Source organism: Halomonas sp. LC1 (assembly GCF_030247125.1).
GTDB lineage: Bacteria > Pseudomonadota > Gammaproteobacteria > Pseudomonadales > Halomonadaceae > Vreelandella.
Genome location: NZ_JASSPG010000005.1, coordinates 208246 through 234156, shown reverse-complemented (window position 1 = coordinate 234156; position 25911 = coordinate 208246). Strand labels below are relative to the sequence as shown.

Here is a 25911-nt window from a genome sequence, read left to right as displayed (position 1 = left end):
TGCTAGCTGGCGCGTTGTTTGGCGCCGCAGTGAATGAACAGCGCTCAACGACGCTAGCGATGACACGCTGGCGGTGAGGGTGCGGCGCTGTTGGCGGGACAAACCAAGGGAGAAAGCGTGTGAAAATAGGCGCACCAAAAGAGAGTGCCCGGGGAGAAGCGCGGGTCGCGCTGACCCCCGAGAGCGCAAAGCATCTTCAAAAGCTGGGCCATGAGTGCCTCATCGAAACGGGGGCGGGCTTGGCCGCCGGGTTCAATGACGACACCTATCGCGATGCTGGCGTCACCGTGATCGAGAGCGCCGACGCGCTGTGGCGCGACGCTGAGGTGGTCATCAAAGTTCGCGAGCCCTCTGATGAAGAGGCCAAGCGGCTGCGCGAAGGCCAAACGCTGATTGCCTTCTTCTGGCCAGCCCAAAACGAAGCGCTGCTGGAAACCTGCAAAGCCCAGGGTGCCACCGTCATCGCGATGGACATGGTGCCGCGTATTTCTCGGGCGCAGAAGATGGATGCGCTTTCCTCCATGGCCAACATTGCGGGCTACCGCGCAGTGATCGAGGCGGGCAATAACTTCGGCCGTTTCTTTACCGGCCAAGTGACCGCCGCAGGCAAAGTACCGCCTGCCAAGGTATTGGTGATCGGTGCTGGGGTGGCAGGTTTGGCGGCGATTGGCACTGCGACGAGCCTAGGCGCCGTAGTGCGCGCTTTTGACGTGCGCCCTGAGGTTTCCGAGCAGATCGAATCCATGGGCGCCGAGTTCCTGTTCCTCGATTTCGAGGATAGCCAGGACGGCTCCGAGAGCGGTGGCTACGCGGCCCCTTCGAGCCCTGAGTTCCGCGAAAAGCAGCTCGCGTGCTTCCGTGAACAGGCTCCGGACGTGGATATCGTGATTACCACGGCACTGATTCCCGGCAAGCCCGCGCCCAAGCTCTGGCTGGAAGACATGGTCGCCGCCATGAAACCCGGTTCGGTGATCGTGGATTTGGCCGCCGAGAAGGGCGGTAACTGCGACCTGACGCAGCCCGACGAGCGCGTGGTGAGCGATAACGGCGTGGTGGTGATTGGCTACACCGACTTCCCCTCGCGCATGGCGACACAGGCCTCACTGCTTTACGCCACCAATATTCGCCACATGCTCACCGACCTTACCCCGGAGAAAGACGGCGTGATCCATCACAACATGGATGACGATGTGATTCGCGGCGCGACGGTGACGCACCAAGGGGAAGTCACCTTCCCACCGCCGCCGCCGAAGGTGAAAGCCATTGGCGCGGCCAAGCCGAAGAAAAAAGAGAAAGAGCCCACGCCCGAAGAGAAGAAAGCCGCCGAACTGGCCACCTTCAAGGCGCAAACCAAGCGCCAGGTCACCATGCTGGCCGTAGGGGGCGCGCTCATGCTGTTGTTGGGACTTGTGGCGCCTGCTTCGTTCATGCAGCACTTTATCGTCTTCGTATTGGCCTGCTTCATTGGCTTCCAGGTGATTTGGAAAGTGAGCCATTCACTGCACACCCCGCTGATGGCGGTAACCAACGCCATTTCCGGCATCATTATTCTGGGAGCGATACTACAAATTGGCTCGGGCAGCGCGGTGGTGAGCGTGCTGGCGGGTATTTCCGTACTGATCGCGTCTATCAATATCGTGGGTGGCTTCCTGGTGACACGCCGGATGCTGGCCATGTTCCAAAAATCCTAAGCGGCGGAGAGACGATATGTTAGAGCAAGGATTCGTATCTGCCGCGGCGATTGCGGCAAGCGTGCTGTTTATTCTGTCGCTGGGCGGGCTGAGTAATCAGGAAAAGGCCAAGCGAGCCGTGTGGTACGGCATCGTCGGGATGGCGTTGGCGGTGTTTTTCACCTCCTTCGGCCCCGGTATTGGCGCCTACTGGTGGCTGATTCCCATGATGCTGATTGGCGCGGCCATCGGGGCTTACGTGGCGGGCAAGGTCGAAATGACCGAAATGCCTCAGCTCGTGGCCGCGCTGCACAGCTTCGTGGGCTTGGCAGCGGTCTTCGTTGCCTGGAGCGCGGACCTAGAGCGTCGCCGGGTGATGGCAGCTCGTGCCGCTGAGGCATCGCTGGACCAGTTCTCCGCCTTTGCGGCGCTGGTGGCGACCAAAGCCCCCGATGAGCTGATGTTCCTGCAAATCGAGGTGGTGCTAGGCATCTTTATCGGCGCGGTGACGTTCACCGGCTCGGTGATAGCCTTCGGCAAGCTCGCTGGCAAAGTGGATGGCAAGCCAAAGCAGTTGCCTGGCGGCCACATGCTGAATGCCGGTGCGGCGGTGCTTTCGCTGCTGCTGGCGATTATGTACCTCAACGGCGCAGGCTTCTGGACGCTGCTGGTGATTGCGGCGCTGGCGTTCTTTATCGGTTACCACCTGATCATGGGCATCGGCGGGGCGGACATGCCGGTAGTGGTCTCGATGCTGAACAGCTACTCCGGCTGGGCGGCGGCGGCGATTGGTTTCACGCTCTCCAACGACCTACTGATCGTGACCGGGGCGCTGGTGGGCTCCTCCGGGGCGATTCTCTCTTACATCATGTGTAAGGCGATGAACCGCAACTTCGTCAGCGTGATTTTGGGAGGCTTTGGAGGCTCCCAAGGGCCTGCTGCCGAGATCGAAGGCGAGCAGGTGTCCATCGATGCCAACGGCGTTGCCACGGCGCTCAACGATGCCGACAGCATCATCATCGTGCCGGGTTACGGCATGGCGGTGGCGCAAGCCCAAACGGCGGTGAGCGATTTAGTCCGCAAGCTGCGCGCCGCTGGCAAAACCGTACGCTTCGGCATTCACCCGGTGGCCGGGCGCTTGCCAGGGCATATGAACGTGCTGCTGGCGGAAGCCAAGGTGCCCTACGATATCGTGCTGGAGATGGATGAAATCAACGACGACTTCGCCACGACCGACGTGGTTATCGTTATTGGTTCCAACGACATCGTGAACCCAGCCGCCGAAGAGGACCCCAACAGCCCCATTGCGGGGATGCCGGTGCTCAAAGTGTGGGAAGCAAAGCAGGTGTTCGTCAGCAAGCGTGGTCAGGGCACCGGCTACTCGGGTATCGAGAATCCGCTGTTCTTCAAAGAGAACACGCGCATGTTCTACGGCGATGCCCGCGATAGTCTGAATGCGCTGCTACCGCTGGTGGAGTAAGTCCGTGTCGCAGTAGACTGCTAAGGAACGGGACGCATGGCACCCCGTTCCTTACGATTGGGAATAGCTATTAGCGTGTTGGTTAAATGCAAATTGTGACTATTGCGAAGGTGCTTTAAAACTGTGACACGTGAATAACGCATTCCTGCGCTAGCGACGGTGGGCGTCGATACCTCATCTAGCGTGAAGATGCACAGCATTTGTTCCCTTGGTATCACCAAGGCTAAGAGCAATAAGGGAGAGAGCTATGAGCGGTAAATGTCCTGTCATGCATGGTGGTAACACCTCGACCGGTACGTCCAACAAGGATTGGTGGCCGGAAGGGTTGAACCTGGATATTTTGCATCAGCAAGATCGCAAATCAGACCCGATGGACCCGGATTTCAACTACCGTGATGAAGTCCGTAAGCTCGATTTCGACGCGCTGAAAAAAGACGTTCACGCGCTGATGACCGATAGCCAAGAGTGGTGGCCCGCTGACTGGGGGCACTATGGCGGTTTGATGATCCGTATGGCTTGGCACTCCGCAGGCACCTACCGTATTGCTGACGGCCGTGGGGGTGGTGGTACCGGTGCGCAGCGCTTTGCACCGCTCAACTCCTGGCCGGACAACGTCAGCCTGGATAAAGCACGTCGCTTGCTGTGGCCGATCAAGAAGAAGTACGGCAACAAAATCAGCTGGGCTGATCTGATGATTTTGGCCGGTACCGTGGCGTATGAGTCCATGGGCCTGCCCTCTTACGGCTTCTCCTTCGGTCGCGCCGATATTTGGGAGCCCGAGAAAGACATTTACTGGGGCAACGAAAAAGAGTGGCTCGCGCCCTCTGACGAGCGCTACGACGACGTCAACAAACCCGAAACCATGGAAAACCCGCTGGCCGCCGTCCAGATGGGGCTCATCTATGTAAACCCGGAAGGCGTCAACGGTCAGCCGGACCCGCTGAAAACCGCCCAGCAGGTGCGTGAAACCTTCGCCCGTATGGCGATGAACGACGAAGAGACGGCGGCTCTGACCGCTGGTGGCCACACCGTCGGTAAGTGTCACGGTAACGGTGATGCCTCTGCGTTGGCCGCTGAGCCAGAAGCCTCTGACGTTGAAAACCAGGGCTTTGGCTGGGGCAACCCCAACATGCAGGGCAAGGCGAGTAACGCCGTGACCTCGGGCATCGAAGGGGCGTGGACCACCAACCCTACGAAGTTCGACATGGGCTACTTCGATCTGCTGTTCGGCTACGAGTGGGAACTGAGAAAGAGTCCTGCCGGTGCCCATCAGTGGGAGCCGATCAACATTAAGGAAGAAGACAAGCCGGTTGACGCCAGCGACCCCTCGATTCGCCACAACCCGATCATGACTGATGCGGATATGGCGATGAAGATGGATCCGACCTATCGCGCCATCTGCGAAAAATTCATGGCCGATCCGGAGTACTTCAAGAAGACTTTCGCGAAGGCGTGGTTCAAGCTGACGCACCGTGACCTGGGTCCGAAAGCACGTTACATCGGCCCGGAAGTACCGGCAGAAGACCTGATTTGGCAAGACCCGATTCCGGCAGGTAACACCGACTACTGCGAAGAAGTGGTCAAGCAGAAAATCGCGGAAAGCGGTCTGAGCATCAGCGACATGGTCGCCACCGCTTGGGACAGCGCCCGTACCTATCGTGGCTCCGACATGCGCGGTGGTGCCAACGGTGCCCGTATCCGTCTGGCTCCGCAGAATACATGGCAGGGCAACGAGCCGGAGCGTTTGGCGAAAGTGCTGAGCGTCTATGAGCAGATCTCGGCAGACACCGGCGCTAGCGTGGCCGACGTGATCGTACTGGCCGGTAGCGTCGGTATCGAGAAAGCCGCGAAAGCAGCAGGTTACGAAGTACGCGTGCCCTTCCTGAAAGGCCGTGGCGATGCGACCGCCGAGATGACCGACGCGGACTCCTTCGCACCGCTGGAGCCGCTGGCCGATGGCTTCCGTAACTGGCAGAAGAAAGAGTACGTGGTGAAGCCGGAAGAGATGCTGCTGGATCGTGCGCAGCTGATGGGCTTAACCGGCCCGGAAATGACCGTGCTGCTGGGCGGTATGCGCGTATTGGGCACCAACTACGGTGGCACCAAACACGGCGTTTTCACCGACCGCGAAGGCCAGTTGACCAACGATTTCTTCGTGAATCTGACCGATATGGGGAACACTTGGAAGCCGGTAGGTAGCAACGCCTACGAGATCCGTGATCGCAAGACCGGTGCCGTGAAGTGGACCGCCTCGCGGGTGGATCTGGTGTTTGGTTCCAACTCGCTGCTGCGCTCATACGCAGAAGTGTATGCCCAGGACGATAACGGTGAGAAGTTCGTTAAAGACTTCGTCGCCGCCTGGACCAAAGTGATGAACGCCGACCGTTTCGACGTCGCGTCGTAAGCCAACAACGGTTCTTCGTACTATCCAAGGCACCCCTAGCGGGTGCCTTTTTTTGTATGCGTGTCTGGGCACCGCTGGTTCGTCAGCTTTGCTACAGTAGCGTGTGCTTTCCCTCCCATGTAACAACACGAGATCGACGATGACACGCAGTAAATGGATATGGCTCGTATGGGCCGTTGTCTTGTTGAGCTATTTAGTGCCTTACACGCTGTTGAGCGACGTGTCGCGGTGGTACGGCAGCTTTTTGTTCTGGACCGTGGCCGGACTGGTCATCATTGCGCTGAACGTGTTCATCACCTCAGATTTTAAGGAACATGGCGATGACTGAGTCGCTCATTGGGTGGTCTATCGCTATCTATGTGGTCGTCGCGATTGGCATCGCTATGTTGTCGCGCCAACGCTCGGCGAAAGGCGGCTCAGACAGCATGTCGGGGTACTTTTTGGGTAACCGCCAAATGAACGGCTTGGTCTCGGCGCTGAGCTACAGTGCCACGACGTATAGCGCCTTTATGATGGTGGGCTTGGCAGGCCTGACCTATGCGGGCGGCGTGGGCGCCTTCGGTTTTGAAATCATCTATTTTGCCGGTGTCTCGCTGGTGGCGGTTTTCGGCCCTAAATTCTGGGCAGTTGGCAAAAAGTTTGGCTACGTGACGCCCAGCGAGATGCTGGGCCACCGCTACCATAGCAAGCCGGTGGCCATGGCCGTGTCGATAGCGAGCTGTATCTTCCTGATTCCTTATTCTGCCGTCCAGCTCGCCGGGGTGGGTTATCTGCTTCAGGGGATGACGGATGGCACCATCACGTTTACCACTGGGGTCGTGCTGGCTACGGTGATCGCCATTTTCTTCTCCTATATCGCGGGGATTCGTTCGGTCATGTGGACCGACTCGCTCCAGGCCATCATGATGATCGTGGCGTCCACGTTGGTCGCGCTCTTGGTGATCCAACACCTGGGCGGTTTTAGCGTACTCTTCGATACGTTGGCAACGGAGCACCCTCAGTCCCTGACGGTACCCGGCCCAGGGCTATTCAGCTTTGTGACCTTCCTAGGGCTCACCATTCCCTGGTTCTTCTTTAGCCTGTCGAATCCGCAGGTCAGTCAGCGTCTTTTCATGCCCTCGTCGCTGCGCTCAATGCGCCACATGCTGATTGGCTTTTTGGTGTTCGGGTTTATTTACACTCTGGTCTCCGTGCTGTGGGGGTTCTCGGCGTTGGCCGCTTTCCCTAGCCTAGAGCGCGCCGATTTAGCCACGCCCACGCTACTGGCCTCAGAGTTCGTGCCGCCCGTATTAGGTGTAATAGTGATGATCGGCATCATGGCGGCGGCCGTTTCCACCATCGACTCGATCATGCTGACCCTGGCGTCCATGGTCTCCCGCGACGTCTATGCCAACCTCAAGCCGAACGTCAGTGAAAAGCGTCAACTGCTGGTGGGTAAGTGTGTGGTGCCAGTGATTGCACTGATGGCGCTGGCGTTCGCCGAGCTGCAGCTTGACCTGATTGCGGTGCTGTCGGTGGCCGCCTCATCGGGCTTGGTGGCCATGGTGCCTGCGCTGATCGGTGCTTTCTATTGGAAGCGCGGCACGGCTGCCGGTGCACTGACCAGCGTGGTGGGTACCAGCGCCTTTGTGCTGCTGATGTATGCCACCGGTAACTCGTTGCTGGGCCTGCCTGCTGGTGTATGGGGAATTGTGGTCGCGAGTGTGCTGTTTGTTGGCGTTAGTCTTGTGACCAAGCCTCATCAAGCCGCTACCGATGCCTTCTTTACAGCCATCGCGGAAGAGTTGGGTAAACAGCACCGCCCCGCCAGTGACCCAGCGGCCAAGCAAGCGGCTCATTAGGCACCCTAGCGATAAAAGCCCCTACTTAGGGGCTTTTTAGCCTTACTGCCACTTCAATAACTGCGCTCTGTAGGCCGCCTGCGCCTGCGTCGCACTGATGGGCTGCAAACGCACCGTGGTGCCCGGCAAGCACTGGGCGAGGCGGGCGCAGGCCATGGGCGTCAAAGCACCCAGGCGCGGGTAGCCGCCGATGGTTTGGCGGTCGTTCATCAGAATGATCGGCTGGCCATCGGGAGGAATCTGCACCGCCCCTAACGGAATCCCCTCAGAGACGATGCCGCCCAGGCGGCTGTTCAGCGCTTTGCCGGTGAGTCGAATGCCCATGCGGTCGGCGCGTTGGTCCACGGTCCAGGGCTGGTTGAAGGCATCGAACAGGCTGCGCCCGGCAAAGTGCGCGGCTTGGGAGCCCAGCACCATGTCCAGCACGGTTTCTTCTGAGTCGGGCAGGGGAAGCTGGGTGCCTTGAGGTAACTGTCGTGGCGTGGCGCTGCTGCCTTTCCAGGTGAGCTGATCGCCGGTTTTGAGCGGTTTGCCATCTTCGTGGAGGCCGCCGATGTGCTCCCTTGCCGTGCAGGCTTGGCTGCCCAGCACGGTTGGCGCATCCAACCCGCCAGGAAAGGCGAGGTACGCGCGCAGGCCCTTTTTCGGCTGGCGAAAGACCAGCGTTTGGCCCGCCTGCATCCTAAAGCTGTCGTTGGGCGCCAGCGGTTGGCCCTCCAGCGTGGTGGCAAGGTCGGCTCCGGTGAGGGCAAGGCGCACATCGCTATTGGCCACCAGGGTGAGGTTGCCGCCCATGACGATTTCCAGCGCGGCGCTCTCCAGCGGGTTGCCCAGCAGCCAGTTGGCCCAGCGGAAGGCGATCCAGTCGGCGGCACCGCCTTGAGTCACGCCTAAGTGGCCGACGCCGAAGCGGCCCGCGTCTTGGATCAGTGCCAGCGGTCCGGCTTGCTTGACGGTCAACATGGGTTGGCTCATGACCGCTCCTCCAGCGGGGTCGTATCGCCCCCGGCCGCTTCAAATTCTGATTGGGATATCGCCTTAAAGCGCACTTTATCACCCGGGCGCAGCAGCGGCTCGCCACGTTTGGCGTGCTCGAAAAGCGGCACGGCTGTTCTGCCAAGAATGTTCCAGCCACCCGGCGAAAGCAGGGGGTAAATCGCGGTTTGCCGGTCGGCAATGCCTACGCTTCCTGCCGCCACGCGGCGGCGGGGCGTTTTCAAACGCGGCGTGGCAATGGCTTCATCCACCAGGCCCATAAAGCCGTAGCCAGGGGCAAAGCCCAGTGCAAACACGCAGTAGTCGTGGCTGCAGTGGCGCTCAATCAGCGCCTCGACGCTGAGCCCAGCGCGCTGGGCAACGGTGGGTAGCTCCGGGCCAACGCGCTCGTCGTACCATACGGGGATTTCGTGGAGCTGGCCCTGTTGGGCATCGGCGGGCGTTAAATTGCGCAGCGCACTGCGCGCGAGCGTCGAGGCCTGGGCAAAGGTGAGCTTTTGGCAGTCGTAGTGCACCAGCAGGGTGGTGTACGACGGAATGAGATCAATCAGCGCGTGATCGAAGGCGCGCCGTAGCGCCTCGTCGGCGGCCATGATCCACGCCATATTGCTTTCATCAATGGCATCGAACAGACGCACCGTCAGGGCGTCCATCGCTGCCGTTTCTAAGCGCAGTTTCACGCGGACTCCAGCGCCGTAAAGGCCTCACGAATGGCACGCACGGCGGCCACGGATTCGGGGTTATCGCCATGCACGCAGAGCGTGTCGCAGGGCAGGTACAAGGCGCTGCCATCCCGGGCGGTGAGGGGTTCCCCTTTTGCAAGCGTGACGGCTTGGGCGACGATGGTGGCTTGGTCGTGGTGCACGGCCCCCGGCAGGCGGCGAGAGGCTAAGTGCCCAGTGGCCTCATACGCGCGGTCTGCGAAGGTTTCAAACCACAGCGTCACGCCCATTTTTGCCGCTAATTGACGATGCGGCTCTGGGTTGGCGGTGGCCATCACCATGAGCGGCAAGCGGGCATCGAACGCCTTCACGGCGCGCATGGCACCTTCCAGCAATGCCAGATTGGCAGCCATGTCGTTGTACATCGCCCCGTGGGGTTTGACGTAGCTCAGCGCGGTGCCTTCCGCTTGGCAAATGCCCGCTAGTGCGCCGATTTGGTAGAGCATCATGTCTTCCACTTCGGCAGGCGAGCAGGCCATGGAGCGGCGGCCAAAGCCCATTAAATCCGGGTAGCCAGGGTGCGCACCAATTTTTACGCCTTGCTGAACGGCAAGCTTTACTGTCTTGCGCATCACGTGGGGGTCGGATGCGTGGTAACCGCAGGCAATGTTGGCACAGTCAACGTAGGGCATGACATCGGCGTCCAAACCAATCGACCAGTTGCCGAAACTTTCGCCCATATCGCAGTTAAGCAGCGGAATCGCCATAACGTCTCCTGCAGGATTGCGTGTTGTTAGTAATTGATATCGCAATTAATCAGCTAAATGAGGAAACCATTTGCTAATCATGATGACTCGTTAGTCAGTATGTTTATGGTTGTGTTAACGCAAAAATAATATATGGAGCCTGTGTCTCAAGTGCCAATCGTTTTTAGCGATATTAAGTATCGGTGGTTCCTATCATGCTGTTATTTAGTAGAAAAATAGTTGACGCTAGGGCGTGATACGATTATCAACTAAAGAAAGCGACTCAAAAAAGATTACAAAAGAGACGCCCTGATCCGCCGTATGTCGCGCGTTTGCGACACTTATAACAATGGTTAGGGAAGGGTGATTTCCGAGGAGTACCACATGCGGTTGCCAGCCCCGCGACAGCTTGCCCGTGCCCAGCACGGCAGGTTGCACACACATTTGCATAGCGACGCTTCACCAGGGTTACCCGCGGTGGGCGGCGTGGTGAAAGCGCCTGATGCGGTGCCTTCCATGAATGCGCTTTTGATAGGCTGGTGAAGACGATGCTGGATTTTAAGGAACTCGACGCCTTCGTATGGGCCGTCAGGCTTGGCTCGTTTCGTAAAGCGGCGGTGCGCTTACACATCACGCAACCCTCCGTCTCCGAGCGTATCTCACGGCTAGAGAGCACGGTGGGCGAGCTGCTGTTAGAGCGCTCGGCGCGGCCTATTCAGCCCACGATGCGCGGTCGAGAGTTCTTTCTCCACGCCGAGCGTATGCTGGCTCAGCGCGATGAAGCCTTGAAGCTGTTCGACAGCGAAGAGGATTTCTCGGCACCGTTGCGGCTCGGCACGATCGAGACGATTGCCCATAGCTGGTTTCCTCGCTTCATGCAGCGCCTCACCGAGCGCTACCCCAAGCTGATCATCGAACTGACCGTCGACTACTCTCCCGCGCTTAACGAGCGGTTGATGAGCAACGAGCTGGATATTCTCTTGGCCATGAACGGCTACCTGCCCCCCGAGCAGATCGACCAAGAGACGCTAAGCCCCTACGAAATGGGCATGTTCGTCTCGCCACGCCATGCCCAAATGCTGAGCGCACGCCCCCACGCGTGGTGCACCACGCTGCCGTTCATCTCCTTTGGCAAGCTGGCGCGCCCTTACGAAGAGCTGGTGAGCTATCTCGCCGCGCAAGGGGTGCCGCAGCCGCGTATTCATAGCGTCAGTACGCTGATGACCATCGTGCGTTTGACCACCGAAGGCCTAGGGATTGGCGCGCTACCGGTCGCTACCGTGTTGGATGAGTGGCGGCGTGGCGAGCTCTACCGCTTGGCCCTCCCCGCGCCGTTACCCGCCATGCACTATGATGTGATTTGGCGTAGCGCCAATCATCCGCGCTTCTGCCGCGGCGTTGGGCGCTTAGCGCAGGAGTGCGCGCTGGCGTATGCCGCCGAAAAGCATACCGAGATCACGAACACGTGTTTTACCGGACGCTGGGTCACACCTAGCGCTCCTTCCTCCACCCCCGTGCAGCACCTCCATCAATATGAATAAGAGGACTTTTCCTATGCGTACCCGCTTGGCTACCCCCCTACTTCTTGCCACGGCTTGCAGCCTTGCCGCCGCCGCGACCGCTCAGGCCGCTGAATGGACCATGGCGACGCCCTACGGCGATGCCAGCTTCCATACCCAAAACACCAAGCAGTTCGCGGAAGACGTGGCAGAAGCCACGGATGGCGAGCTCACCATTACCGTCCATAGCGGCGGTTCGCTGGTGTCCCACGGGGAGATCAAACCGTCGGTGCGTCGCGGCACCATCGATGCCGGTGAAGTGTTCCTGTCGATCCTTTCCAACGACGACCCGATTTTCGAAGTCGATACGCTGCCCGGTGTGGCCGGTAGCTACGACGATGCTTACGCGCTGTGGGAAGCCACCAAGCCAATGATCACCGAGCTGTTCGCCTATGAAGGGCTGATTCCGCTCTACGCCGTCGCCTGGCCTGCGCAGGGTATTTATACCGCCGAGCCGCTGACGGATCCGGCCCAGTTCGAAGGGCTGCGCGTGCGTGCGCCGAACATCAACACCCAGCGCTTCGTCGATAACCTGGGCGGTAGCCCCACTGAAACCGAGGAGTCCGATATTCCCACTGCCTTCAGCACGGGCCGTGTGGACGCCATGATTACCTCCAGCTCTACCGGTAACTCGATGGCCGCGTGGGATTACGTGACCGATTACACCGATGCCAACCTGTGGCTGCCGAAGAACATCGTCTTCATCAGCCAGCGCAGCTTTGACCGCTTAGACGAAGCGACTCAAGACGCGCTGATGGAAGCAGCGGCGCGTGCCGAAGAGCGCGGTTGGCAGATGAGCCGTGAGAACAACGAGGAAAGCCTGGCGGCGCTACAAGAGAATGGCATTAGCGTATCGACGCCCAATGCTGACGTAGCGGCTGCACTGCAGGCGGCCGGTGACGAGCTATTCGCCGATTGGCAGTCTCGTGCAGACGATGAAGCCAAAGCGGCACTGGAAACCTACCGCTCGCAGCGTGGCAACTAAAGCTTCGTTGCTTCGGTAACGCCTGGGGCAGCTCGCGGGCTGCCCCTTCCCCTACGCGCTCTGTGAGACTGCGAACATGACGTTTAAATTCGACAAACTCTATCGCCTGGGTGCCTGGGGCGCAGCAGCGTGCATGGTGGCCATTTGTGCGCTGATCGCGCTCCAAGTCACTTTCCGTTTAGTGGATGCCCTACTGGTGCTGGTGGGCGTTAACCGACTCGGTATCAGTATTACGGGGGTGTCGGAAATGGCCTCCTATTTATTGGTGGGCGCCACGTTTCTGGGGCTGGCTTACACCTTTGTTCATCATGCCCATATCCGAGTGACCTTACTGATTTCACGCCTGCCGTCAGCCGTGCGCGTGTGGTTTGAGGTCTTCGGACTGTTGGTCGCGTTGGTCATCAGCGTTTTGCTGGCCTATGGCCTGATCGGTTTGGCGAGGGAAAGCCTGCAGTACAACGATGTGTCATCGGGCTTTATGTCGATTCCTCTATGGATTCCCCAGGTGGTGCTCGCCGTTGGGGTAGGGCTTTTGGCCTTGGCGCTATTAGAAGCGCTATGGATGGCTGGGCGCATTGCCATACGCGACCCGGCAAGCTTTCGGGAAGCCATGTCCATCGACGATAACGACGCGCATTAAGCAGCGACTCGGGAGAGACCCTCGTGCTACTACTAAGTTTAGCGACTATGTTGACCCTGGTGCTGCTATTGGGCAGCGGGGTGTGGATTGCCTTTGCCTTGATAGGCACCGCATGGATTGCGTTGCAGTTTTTCAGCCCGTTTGACCCCGGTCCCATTCTGGCCTCCGATTTTTGGGGGGCAAGCTATGGCTGGGATTTGACGGCACTGCCGATGTTTATCTGGATGGGCGAAATTCTGTTTCGCTCGGGGTTGGCGGACAACATGTTCCGTGGACTGTCCCCCTGGTTGAATCGCCTGCCGGGCCGTTTGCTGCATACCAATATCATTGGTAGCGGGATGTTTGCAGCGGTGTGCGGCTCATCGGCAGCAACGTGTGCCACGGTGGGCAAAATGACCCTGCCAGAGCTTGAGCGTCGTGGCTACGACAGCAATATGGCGATTGGCACGCTGGCCAGTGCGTCCACGCTGGGTCTGCTGATTCCCCCCTCGATCGTGCTGATCGTTTACGGTGTGGTCACGGAGCAGTCGATCTCGCGGCTCTTTATGGCGGGCATTGGTCCCGGCTTAATGATTTTGGCGCTGTTCATGGCGTATTTGGTGCTGTGGGCGCTGCTCAAAGGCAACCGCGAAGGCCTCACCGGTGCCGATGAATCCGATATGAGCTTCGCCGAAAAGCTGCGCAATACCTGGGCGCTGGTGCCTATTTTGCTGCTGATCGGCGGCATCATCGTCTCGATTTACGGCGGGCTGGCCTCGCCGACGGAAGCGGCTGCGGTGGGCGTGGTGCTGTCGATGATCATTGCCCGGTTCAACGGCCACTTCAATCGAGGGATTTTTACCGACTCGCTGTTTGCGGCGGTGCGTACGGCGTGCATGATCGCCTTCATCATTGCCGGTGCGTCGTTCCTCACTTCGGCCATGGGCTTTACTCAGGTTCCCATGAAGCTGGCGCAGGCGATTGGTGAGATGGGGCTCTCGCCTACGATGCTGCTCATTGCGCTGACGCTGCTGCTGCTCATCATGGGCTGCTTTTTGGACGGTATTTCGCTGATCCTGCTGGTGACGGCGATTATCATGCCGGTCATCAGCGCTGCGGGCTTCGATCTGATCTGGTTCGGCATTTACCTGGTGATCGTGGTCGAGATGTCGCAAATCACGCCGCCGGTTGGCTTTAACCTGTTCGTCATCCAAGGGTTGACCGGTAAGGATATTTTGACCATCACCAAAGCGACGCTGCCGTTCTTTTTGCTGATGCTGCTGGCCATTGCGCTCATGCATCTCTTCCCCAGCATCGCGCTCTACCTGCCCTATGCCATGACGAGCTGACGGCCAGGGTTAGTGACCATACACCGACACCCCGCCCCGGCCAGAGCGTTTGATGAAGTACATACTCTGGTCGGCGGCATCGATCAGTTCTCGCTCGTTGCCAAAGCCGCCGTCGGTCAGGCAAGCCACGCCAATCGACACGGAGACGTAAAGCGCCTCTTGCTCGATCCGTGCCATGGGGCGCTCCTGCAAGCGTCGAGTAATGCGTTCGGCAAAACGTCTCGCGCCCTCGGCATCCTCGTCCGGCAGAATCACCAGAAACTCTTCACCCCCGTAGCGGCCCGCCAGGTCGCCCACGCGAATCAGCGAGGCGAGCATTTTGCCAAAACGGGTGAGCACTTCATCGCCCGCCTGATGGCCGAAGCGATCGTTGAGCACTTTGAAGTGGTCCAGGTCGATGAACACCACTGACATGGTGCGTTTGGTCGATAGGCAGAGGTGAAAGCGCGCGCGTAGCTGCTCCTCCAGCCAAGCGCGATTGGCCAGTTGGGTCAGCGGGTCGATCCGGCTGCGCTGCTCTAGCATGGCGTAATCGTTGAGCAGCGTTTTGCGTGCTTTTTGCTGAGCGTCCAAGCGAGCGCTGAGCACCAAGGTGTGCTCAAAGAGCAGCTGCTGAGCCTCCTGCAGTAGCGCTACGCTGTCGACCGGGACGGGCTGACTCAGTCCGAGGGTGTCCATCAAGGGGGGAAGGGACTGCTCCAGGTGTGCCAGCAGCCCCGACATGGCCCACTCGCTCGCAGGCGCTAACGCCTGGAGCTGGCGTATCACGCCTGCTAATGCTTGAGCGGGATTGGCCGATAACCAAGCATCGGCCACCGAGCCGGAGACCCGTAGGCAGAGCGCAGCGTTATCCTCGGTATCGAGCCCGTCGTGGCTACCGTGAATCGCTTGCACTAACGCGTCATGGGCGCCCCATTTTGCCAGCAACCAAGCGCCCACCAGAGCGTGGTCGCAGCCGAAATAGCGCCTTTCCACCTGAAGGGTATGTAGGTGGGAGGTGTGCTCGGTGCCATACAGCAGGTCAGCGTCGGTGGGGTAGGCGGTTTGCAGGGCCAACATGCCAATGTCTTGCAATAGCGCCGAGGTAAACACGCTCCCAGACTGGTGGGGGCAGAGCTGCTGCGCGAGGTAGCTCGCGGCGACGGCCGCCGTGACGGCGCGCTGCCAAAAGTGCTGGCGACTGCGGGCGGTGTGGCCATGTTCAAACAGGCAAAAGCTCAGTACCGTGGCCAGGGTGACATCCAGCCCCAGGCGCTGGGTCGCCTCGAAACAGGTATGAGGCGGCTGAGCCGCGCGCAGGTAGTGCACGCTATTGGCCACGCTCATGACCCGGGCCGTCAGGGCAGGGTCGTGTTCGATGGCGCGGGCGTAATCGCTCAAAGTGGCGTCGCCACTGCGCGAGATGTCTAGCACCTTGAGCGCTACGGCGGGTAGGGTCGGTAGTCGCTTGCATTGCAGCAAGGCGCTGCTGAGAAAGCTGGGAAGCTGGTTAGCCAGCGAGGTGTAGAGTGTTTCGCTGACGGCGGTAGGCCCCGTCATAGTGTCTCCTCAAATGCCGTGCAGCGAAGCGGGCAGTCAACTGAATAGCGATAGATGTTTTTATCATAATGCCAAGGCCACCGATACGCTTGGGCATTTTCGACATCTTCCATAAGGTAGCTGTTTATGGTGCAAACGTCGCCGTGCTTTGTTAAAACAGTGGCAAAGCTTAGCTGCTCTATAACGACATAAGCGAGTGCAACGATGCACACAAGGAAAGAAGCAGCAGAGATTTTTCGCCAGTTGGCAGAAGGGGTCGGACGCAGTGGTCAGCCCTGTTTCTTTGCTACCCTGGTGGAACAGCTTGCTCATCTACTGGCCGTCGACCATGCGCTGGTGGCGGTCGTCACTGATGCCAATATAGCGGAAACCCTGGCCGTTTGGTCAAGAGGGGGCTTGCAAGCCAATCTCTCCTATCCGCTGGCGGGCACCCCTTGTGAAACCGTGGTAGGTCGTGAGCCCTGCCTGTACGCCTGCGATGTGCAGTCCCGCTTTCCAGAAGACGATCTCCTGAGCCAGCTCGGTGCCGATAGCTACATGGGCTTGCCGCTGTTTGGACCCGATGGCTCGGCCATTGGCCTACTGGCCGTGCTCAACAATCGTGCCATGGCATTCGATGGGTTAGAGAACGAAATTCTGCGTATTGCCGCCGCACAAGCGGGTGCCGAGCTGGGTCGTCGGCAGGCAGAAGCCGCGCTGCGCAAAAGCGAGGCTGCCGCCAAAGAGAGCGAGCGGCGGCTGAACACCCTGCTCAATCACTTGCCCGGCATGGCCTACCGCTGTCTGAATGACCACGACTGGACCATGCAGTTAGTGAGTCAAGGTGCCGAAGCGCTGACCGGTTATCGGCCGGAGGAGTTGGAACACAGCCGAGTGACGAGTTTTGCCAGTCTCGTGCACAAGGAGGATCAAGAGCGGCTGTTCCAGGAGGTGCAGGCGGCGATTCGCCAGCGCCGCCCTTATCGGGTGACGTTTCGTATCCGGCATCGCGACGGCAGCGAGCGCTGGATGTGGGAACAGGGGCAGGCCATTTTCTCCGACGAAGGGGACGTGCTCTGTTTGGAAGGCTTCATTACCGACGTGACCGACCAGCAAGAGGCGCAGCGAGTGCAGCAGGCGGTCGTACAAGTCGCCTCGACCGTGACCTCCCGGGTAGGCGATGACTACTTTCAGCAGCTGATCGCCACGCTGACCACGCTATTGGAAGCCGATGCAGGGTTCATTGCCCTACTGGATCAGCCCGTACCGCCGCCCCAGGGAGCGTCACCCCACCCCAATAATGTGCTACCCGCCACCACGGGCCATACCGTGAGCCTGGTCGTCGCCGGTCAGCCTCGCAAGAATCACACCTTTTTGCTGCGCGATACGCCGGTCGAACGCGTCGTACTCGAACAAGAGAGCGTCGTCCATCATGGCCAGCGCTTCACCTTGCCGGGCGCTACGCTGAGCGCACAAGCCTGGATTGGTCGACGGCTGGATAACGCGAAAGGCGAAGCCATTGGGGCGATGATGGTGTTTTACCAAGCGCCGTTAACCACCAATGCCTTTGCTACGTCGGTGCTACAGATTCTCTCCACGGGAGCGGCCGCGGAGCTAGAGCGACGCCGTGACCATCGCCATATGCATCAGCTGGCCTACACCGATAGCATGACCGGTTTGCCCAACCGGGTGCAGTTCATGGAGTATCTGCGCGACATGGGCCAGCTTGCCCATGAGCAGACGTCGCCCCTGGCGCTGCTGCTGTTGGATTTGCGCCGCTTCAAAGAGATCAACGACCTGCACGGCCATCACATTGGTGATCAGTTATTGGCCACCGTGGCGGGACGTTTGCGTCACCTGGACCTGCCGAACGTGCACTGCGCGCGACTGTCGGGGGACGAGTTCGCGCTGCTGTTGCCTCACATCGATCGCGCGAGCGTGGATGACGTGGTCAAACAGCTGTGCAGCTTGGTCAAGCGGCCGATTCGTTTGGATCATCGCGTCTTCAATTTGGACGTGAGCATTGGCTTTGCGCGCTACCCTGGCGATGTCGCCAAGGCCAGCGAGCTGTTCAATGCGGCTAGCATCGCGCTACACCATGCCAAAAAGCGCGACACCAACATCTCTCCTTATACGCAAACCATGCGTCATACCCTGGAGCGCCGCCAATGGATGACCGAGCGGCTGCACGTGGCGATCTTGGAGCGGCGGCTGGAACTCTACTTCCAGCCCCAAGTGGATTTACACACTCAAGCGTTGACCGGGGCAGAGGCGCTGTGCCGCTGGCACGATCCCGAGTGGGGCTGGGTAAGCCCGGGCGAGTTCATCCCCCTGGCAGAGGAGCGCGGGCTGATTCGTTTACTCGGCGACTGGGTGCTGGAAGAGGCCGCTCGCCAGCTGAGCGAGTGGCAGGCGGCGGGTACACCGCTCCCTGGACGGCTATCGATCAACATCTCCGCGCAGCAGTTTGCCGACCCGCGCTTGACCACCCATATTGCCACGCTCACCTCCAGCGTCTCGCCCAGTGCGATTGCCATCGAGCTGACCGAAAGCGACTTCATGCGCGACCCCGATCAGGCGGTCATCATCACCCAGGCCATGCGGCAAGCAGGCTATGCGCTGTTCATCGACGATTTTGGCACCGGCTACTCTTCGCTCTCTTACCTGCGTCGTTTCGCAGCCGATGCGCTCAAAATCGACATCTCGTTCGTGCGCGATATGTTGGATAACCACCACGATCGCGCCATCGTGCAAACGATCATCGCCATGGCCAACACGCTGGATATGAAAACCCTCGCCGAAGGCGTCGAGAGTGCCGCCCAGGCAGCGCTACTGGCCGAGATGGGGTGCAATCAGGCGCAAGGTTATTGGTTTGGCAAACCGCTGTCGGCCGACAGTTTTGCCCGTACCTGGCTGAGCCGTTAGGCGCGCGTTCGTCATCTTACTGTCATCATGCTTGGCATACCCTACGCGCGCCAAACCGCGACGATAGGAGTTTCCCATGCGCCTGGCCCTGTTTGACCTTGATGACACCCTCCTGGATGGAGACTGCAGCGACCGCTGGAATTTATGGATGATTGAGCAAGGGTGGATCAGCGACGCGGAGCGCTTCATGGCGCGTGCGGAGCAGATGCAGCAGGCCTATCACGCGGGCAAGCTCAAGTTGGAAGAGTACCTCGCCATGACGTTGGCTCCCTTGAAAGGGCGGCGAGTGTCCGACGTCGAAAAAGAGGTGGAGCGCTTCGTCGACACCCATTTGCAGCCGCGCATTTTCGATCAGGCGTGGCGCTGCCTAGAAAGCCATCGAAAGGCGGGCGATACCCTGGTGCTGATCTCTGCCTCATCCCACCATTTGGTGGCCCCCATTGCGGCGGCGTTGGGCATCGAGCACGTGCTCGCGGTGGAGCTGGAAGTCGCCACTTCGGAGGAGGGGCGTGTGTATACCGGCGCTAGCCAAGGCGTGCTCTCGTACCGAGGCGGCAAGGTGATCCGCTTTCAGCAGTGGTTAGCAGAACACGCCATCACCCCAAGCCATACCACTTTCTACTCCGACTCCCGCAATGACCTGCCGCTGCTGCAGTACGTGGATTGCGCCGTAGCGGTCAACCCAGACCCGGTATTGGCCGAGGTGGCTAGCGTAGAAGGGTGGCGACGCTTAGACTGGCGGGCATCCGCACTTGCCCAAGTTGCTAAGGCAATTTAAGCGCATGGCGAGAGTTGCCAGTCGCGCCATAACATCTCTTTGAAGGGCTCTGCTGGCAGAGCCCGTTAGACGACCAGGCTATGAGGCTGGACAGGGAGCGCCGACGTGCAGGGCTACCGCAGACATGGCGGGAACGCTCAACGTCAGTTGACCATCCTCTACCACGATACACTGTCCCTCAGCCGTCACGTTTTGATAGTGGCCATCTGCCATATCGGTTTGAAAGGTGTGGGTGAGCGCTTGCGGCTCCCGGTTAATCGCAATAAAGCCCTGGGCTTCGCGGCTGAAGGCGATTTGATGATGGCCATTATCCCACCAGTGGGTGACCTCTGAGCCGTCGGCTTGTTGGCGAAACGCGACCATATTGGCAATCTCGGGCCAGCGGTGTTCGCATACCCAGGCTTCCCCACATTGGGCCTCGCCCTGCTGGTAGACGGCGACTTGTGGCGGACCCTGGTCGCTGTCGGAAAAGGCGTAGCTCGACATGACTTTCGGGTATCCATACGGCCATGCCAGCATGAACACGTTGGCTAAGCGATAAAGCGCATCATCTCGATGCGTCAGAATATTGCTGCCGCCCGCCCCGTGGCCACGCTGATTATCATGGTTATCGGTAAATACGACGGCTTGATCGCTCGGCAGCAGGGCAGGCGATTCGCCAAACTGCTGAAGGTTGGCCAGGGCTCGATTGTTGAAAATATCACCAAGAGACGCGCCGTAGCGAAACTCGGTGATATCCGCCGTACCTTGATACTCCGTGGCACTGATCGCCTCACCGCCTAGGTCGATGACTTCCTGAAAGGCGTAAAGCGGCTCATCTACCTGCGCCAGAATGGCCGCAATATCGCTGGGGGCCATATGCTTGGCTGCATCGACCCGAATACCCCTCACACCCAGTGCTGCCAAGGTATCCAAGTAATCCGCAATATGGCTCTGCACGGTGGGGTCGCTCGTGTTCAGATCGGGTAGGCCGACTAGCTGACATTGCCGAACGCGCTCAGCATTTTGCGTATAGTCGCTCTGTTCGATGCCGCAGGGTTCGTGGAAGTCATCGCGCTGATAATGGGGATAGTTCAGTGCTTCATTGTCATAAGACGAGCCGGCAATGCCCTGGCCCTTGCCGTGGGCCACATGGTTAATCACCGCATCCGCGTACACATCGACCCCCGCTGCATTGCAGCGCTGCACCATATCAGCAAAGGCGTCGCTGGAGCCGCTGCGGCTTTCCAGCTGATAGCTGACCGGCTGGTAGCGAGTCCACCAAGCATCCCCCCGAATGTGCTCTTGTGGGGGCGAGACCTGTACGGCTTTAAATCCTTTTGGTCCTAGCCAATTTTCGCACTCCTGGGCAACATCTTCCCACTGCCATTCAAATAAGTGCACGAACGTATCAGCGCTAGCAGGTTGCGCGGAAAGCCCTATGCTCAGTGCCGCGCTGGCAGCCAGGGCAACGGAGTATTTCGCAAACATGAGATCACCTTTGTTGTCATTGTGGCGAATAACATGACGGTATACAGAGTGACTCAAACCCTCCTTACGAGAGCGCCGAGGGGCGTAGACAAGAGGAGGAGGGCGCCTGCTTGTCCGCACCATCGGCCCCGGTGACTAACGCACGGCTTGCCATACCAAATTAAGGCCCACCAGGAACATGGCCAGAATGACCAGGCGGTAAAACAGCTTTTCATTGACGCGACTCTGTAGCCAAAGACCGTTACGTACCCCAATCCAAGCCACGGGCACCAACAGTAGTGATGCCCAGGCGCTGGTCATATTGACCTCGCCTAGCCACAAATACGGGCCTAGTTTGATAGTGTTTACCACCGCGTAGGTCACCGTACAGGTGGCAATGAACGTTTCTTTAGTGAGCTTGCGCGGCATCAGGTACATGTTCATCGGCGGCGCGCCCGCATGGGCAATGAAGCTGGTAAAACCGCACACGCTTGCGGCGGGCAGCGCCCAGTAGGTGGAGATGGGTTTTTTCGCCACGGGTTTGAGCAGCATATAGGCCGCAAACATGACCGATAGAACACCCAGCACCAGCCGCACGCCCTGCTCGCTCAGGCTGCCAAACAGCAGCGTTCCCACCGTCACGCCAATGAACAGCCCCGGCACAAAGCGCCATACCTCCGCGCGATCGTGCTTGCCCCACCACGCTTTGACGGCAAAGACGTCCATCACCAGCAGTAACGGCAGCAGCAGCCCCGCTGCTTGGGTGGGGCTAATCGCCAGCGCCATCAGCGGCACCGAGAGCGTACCAAAGCCGCCCGCAAAGCCCCCTTTAGAGACGCCGGTGAGATACACCGAAAAAACGATCAACAGCCAGGCGATAAGGGAGTAATCCGGGAGCATGGAGGCCTCAAAGGGTGATAAAAATAGGGTGATTGAAAACAGCTGTCACAAAAAAGCCCCGCAGAAGTGGGGCAACACAGGATAGCATTAGATAAATGTTAGCGGGCAAAGCACTAGCGCATCATGTGTTCATCAACCACTCGTGATCGGGATCGTTATGAAACTTCCAGACGCGCTTGGGGCCCGCCATGACATTCAGATAGTAGAGCGAGTAGCCATGGGAAGCGCCCACCGGATGGTAGCCTTTAGGCACCAGCACGCAGCAGCCGTTTTCCACCGCCATGGTTTCATCAAGGCTGCGGTCATCGGTGTAAACGCGCTGGAAGGCGAACCCTTGTTCAGGGTTAATGCGGTGGTAGTAGGTCTCTTCCAGCAGCGACTCGTGGGGTAAGTTATCCACATCGTGTTTGTGCGGCGGGTAACTCGACCAGTTGCCTGCGGGTGTGAATACTTCGACCACCAGCAGGCTATCGGCGGGTTCGGTTTCCGGCAGGATGTCGTGTACATGGCGGGTGTTGGTGCCCTGGCCGCGGGTGCTCTGCTTGATGTTTCCAGGCGTAATGAGCCGTGGGGCATGGTTACCATGCCCAGGGGCGGCGCACACCGCTAGCTCTAAGTCCGTTGTCGCTTCCACCGAGTAGCTAACCTCATTGGGTAGGTAAACCGCGTAGGGCGGGATTTGCTCAAAGATATCCATGCGCTCGCCGATATCTTCAAAGCGGTGCTCGCCGCTGGTCACCGTGGCACGCCCAGTGAGCAACACCAGGCACACTTCCTGGTAATCGCTGCTGGCCTCCAGGCACTGACCTTTGGCGAGTTTGTGCACCCGGAAGCCAACGTGCGTCCAGCCAGCCGATGTTGGGGTAACGTCGATCACGATGCCTTGGGCATCTGGGGCGGTGGGGCGTACTAGTAGAGAAGCCATACGTTGCTCCTTTATTTATCAAGGTTGGCATCAGCCTGAAGCAGGATTTTGCGGCCTTCGCGCAGCGAGCGCTCCGCTGCATCGGCTAATCGCAAGGCTTCCAAGCCATCCTGGGCGCCTGCTAGAGGAGCACGCTTTTCGCGCCAAGCATCGACAAAGTCACCAATCTCTAACCGATAAGCCTCGGCATAGCGCTCCAAGAAAAACCACTTGGGTTTCTCCTCCACTTGCCCCGCCTCGCCGGTAAAGCGTAACCGTGTATCGCTCTCGTTTTGGGCTTGCAGCATGCCTTGGCTGCCGAAGGCTTCGATACGCTGATCGTAGCCGTAGTTGGCGCGTCGTGAGTTGCTGATTTGGCAAAGCTTTCCGCTGGTCGTGGTAAGGGTCACCATGGCGGTATCCACATCCCCCGCTTCGCCGATCGCTGGGTCGATGATGCTACTGCCGACGGCAAAGACGCTTTCGATGGGTTCATCGAGTAGCCAGCGTGCCATGTCCAGATCGTGGATCATCATGTCCCGAAACAGGCCGCCGGATTCGGCCACGTACTCGGCAGGCGGGGGAGAGGGGTCGCGGCTAATGATGGTCAGCGTTTCCAACGCGCCAATACGGCCTTCGGTAATCGCTTTTTTCAGTGCCGAAAACTGAGGGTCGTGGCGGCGGTTAAAGCCTAGCGCACAGGTCACTGGATGCTCACTGAGTACCTGCAGAGCGTCTCGCGTGCGGGCTAAATCCAGGGCGATGGGTTTTTCGCACAGAATCGCCTTGCCCGCGCGTGCGGCACGCTCCAGATACTCCGCATGGGTGGGCGTGCTTGAAGCAATCAGTACGGCGTCAATGGCGTCGTCCGCGAAGATTTCATCCATAGAGACCGCTCGGCTGGCGTACTGCTCGGCCAACGCTTCTGCGGCAGGCTGATGACAATCGGCCACGGCGGCCAGGGTTACGTTTGGGTGCGAGTGAATGGCCTGGGCATGCACCTTGCCGATGCGACCTGCGCCGATGAGTGCGATTTTCATAAGCTCTCCTGTTTTGTTTTTACTGTTGGCTTGCTTTTGGTGTTTAGGCCTTATGTTGTTTGTCCTGGCCCTTTTCTTTGTCGCGTGTTTTGTCTTGCCGCACCCCCAGGGCAATTGCCAAGGTCTGGGTCAAGCAGAGCGACGCGGTCAAGCTACGAAAACTTTTTACTTCGGCTTCGCTGACCACGAAGACGACATCCGCGAAACGGGCCAGCGGGCTCAGGTTCGAATCGGTGATCACCACAATGGGGAGGCCGCGCTGATGGGCGTCTTCGCAGGCTTTCTGGCTCTCTTCGGCGTAGGGGGAGAAGCTAATCGTCAATAGGGCGTCGTGTGGGCCCATGGCGCGTAGCTGCTCGCCGTACATACCCCCTAACCCACTGACCAGTAAAGCGGGCTTCTCAACATGCGCCAAGGCATAAGTCATATAACTGGCGACCATGAAACTTCGCCGGGCGCCCATCACATGAATTGCGCGGGCCTGCTCAAAAATATCCAGCGCCTTCTCCAGGCTCTCTGGATTGATGCGGCTGGGAAGCTGCTCTAAAACGGCGCGATTGGCATCGGCGAACTCCCACAATAGCTGGGTGCTATCTGGGGTTTCTCCGGTAGCGCTGCGCACCGCGCGAATGCGCTCGGTGTAGTTGGGCAACTCATCGACCAGGCGGCTGCGAAACAGCTGCTGCATTTCAGAAAAGCCCTTAAAGCCCAGGCTATTGGCCAAGCGAATCAAGGTGGAGGGTGTGACATCCGCCTGCTCGGCAATTTTAGCGACGGTCGCTAAAGCAACTTCTTGAGGGTGATCGAGCATAAAACGCGCGGTTTGCTGCAAACGTTTGCTTAAAGTGGCGTACTCGGCGGTGATCAGCGTTTCCAGCTCACGGTAGCTTTGTGGTGGCTGCGGCATACGAATTCCTTAGCGTTAACTCATGTACCCCTCATTCACTCAGGCGCGACGGGCCGAGCAAAATGGCTGGTTGTCATGCAGTCTAGTTGATTGGAATAAATGTTCCATTTATACCAAAGTATAGAATAAATAATTTGCAAGGGTTTGTATTTGGAACCTATATTCCATTGCGTCAAGGCATCGAATGCCACCTCCCTACCAACAACGATAACGTTAAGAGGAATGACTCATGGCACGTCTATCTCAATGGCTACTCGCGTCTGCTGCGGCGACGGCATTAGTAACCGGTGCTGCTCAGGCACAAGAACAGGAAAGCAGTCGTTTCGTGATGGTGACGCATGGCGTCCCCTCTGACCCCTTTTGGTCAGTGGTGAAAAACGGCGCTGAAGCGGCGGCTGAAACCGTTGGGGCGAGTTTGGAGTATCGCGCACCCTCCACATTCGATATGGCCCAAATGCAACAGCTCGTTCAGGCGGCGGTAGCCTCTAACCCCGACGGTTTGATTCTCTCCTTCACCGATGAAAATGCGCTGGGTAGCGTGGTTCAGAATGCCGTCGATAACGGCATTCCGGTCATTACCATCAACTCGGGTGGTGATGTGGCCAGGGATTATGGTGCCCGTTTGCACGTGGGACAGAGCGAGTACGAAGCGGGCCGGCAGGCTGCTGAGCGAATGCAGGAAATGGGCGTTGAGAAAGGTGTCTGCGTCAACCATGAGCAAGGCAATCAAGGGTTGGATCAACGTTGTGACGGCTTTGTAGACGGTTTCGATGGCAACGCCGAACAGCTAGCCACCACTTATGACCCCACGGCGATTCGCAATGCCATCGTGGCCTATCTCAACCAGAACAGTGACGTGCGGGGTATTTTAACGCTGGGTGCTCTGACGGCAGACCCCATGATTCGTGCCCTGCGAGAGCAGGGGGCCACCGAGATGTTCACGCTTGGCACCTTCGACCTTTCCCCCGGCATTTTGGAAGCTTTGAATGCGGGAGAGCTCGATTTTGCGATCGACCAGCAGCAGTACCTGCAAGGCTACTTGCCCGTCATGTTCCTAGGTCAGTTCGTCAAGAATGGTCTGCTGCCTGCGGGAGACGTTGCCACTGGCCCAGGATTTGTCACTCAGGAAAACGCCGCTCAGGTGATTGAGCTGAGTAGCCAGGGTATCCGTTGATAACG

General features: G+C 58.9%; 22 protein-coding genes. 13 read left to right on the top strand and 9 right to left on the bottom strand.

Translation table 11 applies throughout. The features are described from left to right. Nucleotides 1-119: 119 nt before the first annotated feature. From QIT27_RS10045 to QIT27_RS10025, 5 genes are all read left to right on the top strand, one after another. On the top strand, nucleotides 120-1691 hold the full coding sequence (locus QIT27_RS10045) for a Re/Si-specific NAD(P)(+) transhydrogenase subunit alpha (RefSeq protein WP_285263705.1): 1572 nt from the start codon (nucleotides 120-122) through the stop codon (nucleotides 1689-1691). 16 nt (nucleotides 1692-1707) lie between these two features. Continuing rightward, nucleotides 1708-3150: an NAD(P)(+) transhydrogenase (Re/Si-specific) subunit beta gene (locus tag QIT27_RS10040; RefSeq protein ID WP_285263704.1), complete on the top strand. Its 1443-nt coding sequence runs from the start codon at nucleotides 1708-1710 to the stop codon at nucleotides 3148-3150. Between the two features lie 247 nt (nucleotides 3151-3397). Then, entirely contained in the window at nucleotides 3398-5554 is a 2157-nt protein-coding gene (gene katG, locus QIT27_RS10035) for a catalase/peroxidase HPI (RefSeq protein ID WP_285263703.1), read from the top strand. A gap of 139 nt (nucleotides 5555-5693) precedes the next feature. Then, nucleotides 5694-5882, top strand: a complete 189-nt coding sequence (locus QIT27_RS10030) for a hypothetical protein (protein ID WP_159343386.1) — start codon at nucleotides 5694-5696, stop codon at nucleotides 5880-5882. Further along, the gene (locus QIT27_RS10025) at nucleotides 5875-7395 is read left to right on the top strand and encodes a sodium:solute symporter family protein (protein ID WP_285263702.1); all 1521 of its coding nucleotides are present in this window, start codon (nucleotides 5875-5877) and stop codon (nucleotides 7393-7395) included. Before QIT27_RS10030 ends, QIT27_RS10025 begins: the two co-directional genes overlap by 8 nt. Before the next feature lie 42 nt (nucleotides 7396-7437). Here QIT27_RS10025 and QIT27_RS10020 read toward each other — a convergent pair whose 3' ends face one another. The 3 genes from QIT27_RS10020 to QIT27_RS10010 are packed head-to-tail and all read right to left on the bottom strand — an operon-like array spanning nucleotide 7438 to nucleotide 9820. Then, complete coding sequence (locus QIT27_RS10020) at nucleotides 7438-8370, bottom strand: 5-oxoprolinase subunit C family protein (protein WP_285263701.1); 933 nt, start codon at nucleotides 8368-8370, stop codon at nucleotides 7438-7440. Continuing rightward, complete coding sequence (pxpB, locus tag QIT27_RS10015; protein WP_058577450.1) at nucleotides 8367-9071, bottom strand: 5-oxoprolinase subunit PxpB; 705 nt, start codon at nucleotides 9069-9071, stop codon at nucleotides 8367-8369. The genes QIT27_RS10020 and pxpB overlap by 4 nt, the downstream gene beginning before the upstream one ends. Next, entirely contained in the window at nucleotides 9068-9820 is a 753-nt protein-coding gene (locus QIT27_RS10010; protein WP_285263700.1) for a 5-oxoprolinase subunit PxpA, read from the bottom strand. Before QIT27_RS10010 ends, pxpB begins: the two co-directional genes overlap by 4 nt. Nucleotides 9821-10183: 363 nt before the next feature. Here QIT27_RS10010 and QIT27_RS10005 point away from each other — a divergent pair, with 363 nt between their 5' ends. The 5 genes from QIT27_RS10005 to QIT27_RS09985 all read left to right on the top strand — a co-directional run bounded on the left by QIT27_RS10005 (nucleotide 10184) and on the right by QIT27_RS09985 (nucleotide 14311). Beyond that, nucleotides 10184-10342: a hypothetical protein gene (locus QIT27_RS10005; protein WP_285263699.1), complete on the top strand. Its 159-nt coding sequence runs from the start codon at nucleotides 10184-10186 to the stop codon at nucleotides 10340-10342. A 5-nt stretch (nucleotides 10343-10347) separates the two neighbouring features. Then, nucleotides 10348-11340, top strand: coding sequence for a LysR family transcriptional regulator (locus QIT27_RS10000; RefSeq protein WP_285263698.1), 993 nt, complete (start codon nucleotides 10348-10350; stop codon nucleotides 11338-11340). A 13-nt stretch (nucleotides 11341-11353) separates the two neighbouring features. Continuing rightward, nucleotides 11354-12343 (top strand): TRAP transporter substrate-binding protein, encoded by a 990-nt coding sequence (locus QIT27_RS09995; protein WP_253018441.1) that lies wholly within the window; start codon nucleotides 11354-11356, stop codon nucleotides 12341-12343. 76 nt (nucleotides 12344-12419) lie between these two features. Continuing rightward, on the top strand, nucleotides 12420-12983 hold the full coding sequence (locus QIT27_RS09990) for a TRAP transporter small permease (RefSeq protein ID WP_285263697.1): 564 nt from the start codon (nucleotides 12420-12422) through the stop codon (nucleotides 12981-12983). Between the two features lie 23 nt (nucleotides 12984-13006). Further along, nucleotides 13007-14311 carry a TRAP transporter large permease gene (locus QIT27_RS09985; protein ID WP_253018436.1) on the top strand — a complete coding sequence of 435 codons (1305 nt, stop codon included), beginning with the start codon at nucleotides 13007-13009 and terminating at the stop codon, nucleotides 14309-14311. Nucleotides 14312-14320: 9 nt separating this feature from the next. Here the strand turns inward: QIT27_RS09985 and QIT27_RS09980 are convergent, their stop codons facing one another. Continuing rightward, complete coding sequence (locus QIT27_RS09980; protein ID WP_285263696.1) at nucleotides 14321-15850, bottom strand: sensor domain-containing diguanylate cyclase; 1530 nt, start codon at nucleotides 15848-15850, stop codon at nucleotides 14321-14323. A gap of 204 nt (nucleotides 15851-16054) precedes the next feature. Here QIT27_RS09980 and QIT27_RS09975 point away from each other — a divergent pair, with 204 nt between their 5' ends. Together QIT27_RS09975 and QIT27_RS09970 are read left to right on the top strand one after the other, a co-directional pair. Beyond that, nucleotides 16055-18754: a bifunctional diguanylate cyclase/phosphodiesterase gene (locus QIT27_RS09975; RefSeq protein ID WP_285263695.1), complete on the top strand. Its 2700-nt coding sequence runs from the start codon at nucleotides 16055-16057 to the stop codon at nucleotides 18752-18754. 76 nt (nucleotides 18755-18830) lie between these two features. Beyond that, on the top strand, nucleotides 18831-19532 hold the full coding sequence (locus QIT27_RS09970) for an HAD family hydrolase (protein WP_285263694.1): 702 nt from the start codon (nucleotides 18831-18833) through the stop codon (nucleotides 19530-19532). A 78-nt stretch (nucleotides 19533-19610) separates the two neighbouring features. On the opposite strand, the gene QIT27_RS09965 is transcribed toward QIT27_RS09970, so the two are convergent. From QIT27_RS09965 to QIT27_RS09945, 5 genes are all read right to left on the bottom strand, one after another. Then, on the bottom strand, nucleotides 19611-21002 hold the full coding sequence (locus QIT27_RS09965) for an alpha-amylase (protein WP_285263693.1): 1392 nt from the start codon (nucleotides 21000-21002) through the stop codon (nucleotides 19611-19613). Between the two features lie 135 nt (nucleotides 21003-21137). Further along, the gene (locus tag QIT27_RS09960; RefSeq protein ID WP_285263692.1) at nucleotides 21138-21881 is read right to left on the bottom strand and encodes a sulfite exporter TauE/SafE family protein; all 744 of its coding nucleotides are present in this window, start codon (nucleotides 21879-21881) and stop codon (nucleotides 21138-21140) included. Between the two features lie 121 nt (nucleotides 21882-22002). Beyond that, nucleotides 22003-22806 carry a 5-deoxy-glucuronate isomerase gene (iolB, locus tag QIT27_RS09955; protein ID WP_285263691.1) on the bottom strand — a complete coding sequence of 268 codons (804 nt, stop codon included), beginning with the start codon at nucleotides 22804-22806 and terminating at the stop codon, nucleotides 22003-22005. Between the two features lie 11 nt (nucleotides 22807-22817). Beyond that, complete coding sequence (gene iolG, locus QIT27_RS09950) at nucleotides 22818-23825, bottom strand: inositol 2-dehydrogenase (RefSeq protein WP_285263690.1); 1008 nt, start codon at nucleotides 23823-23825, stop codon at nucleotides 22818-22820. A gap of 43 nt (nucleotides 23826-23868) precedes the next feature. Further along, a complete protein-coding gene (locus QIT27_RS09945) occupies nucleotides 23869-24732 on the bottom strand; it encodes a MurR/RpiR family transcriptional regulator (RefSeq protein WP_285263689.1) in 864 nt (287 codons plus the stop codon). Between the two features lie 229 nt (nucleotides 24733-24961). Between QIT27_RS09945 and QIT27_RS09940 the strand changes: the two genes are divergently transcribed. Continuing rightward, nucleotides 24962-25906, top strand: a complete 945-nt coding sequence (locus QIT27_RS09940; protein WP_285263688.1) for a sugar ABC transporter substrate-binding protein — start codon at nucleotides 24962-24964, stop codon at nucleotides 25904-25906. Nucleotides 25907-25911: the final 5 nt, after the last annotated feature.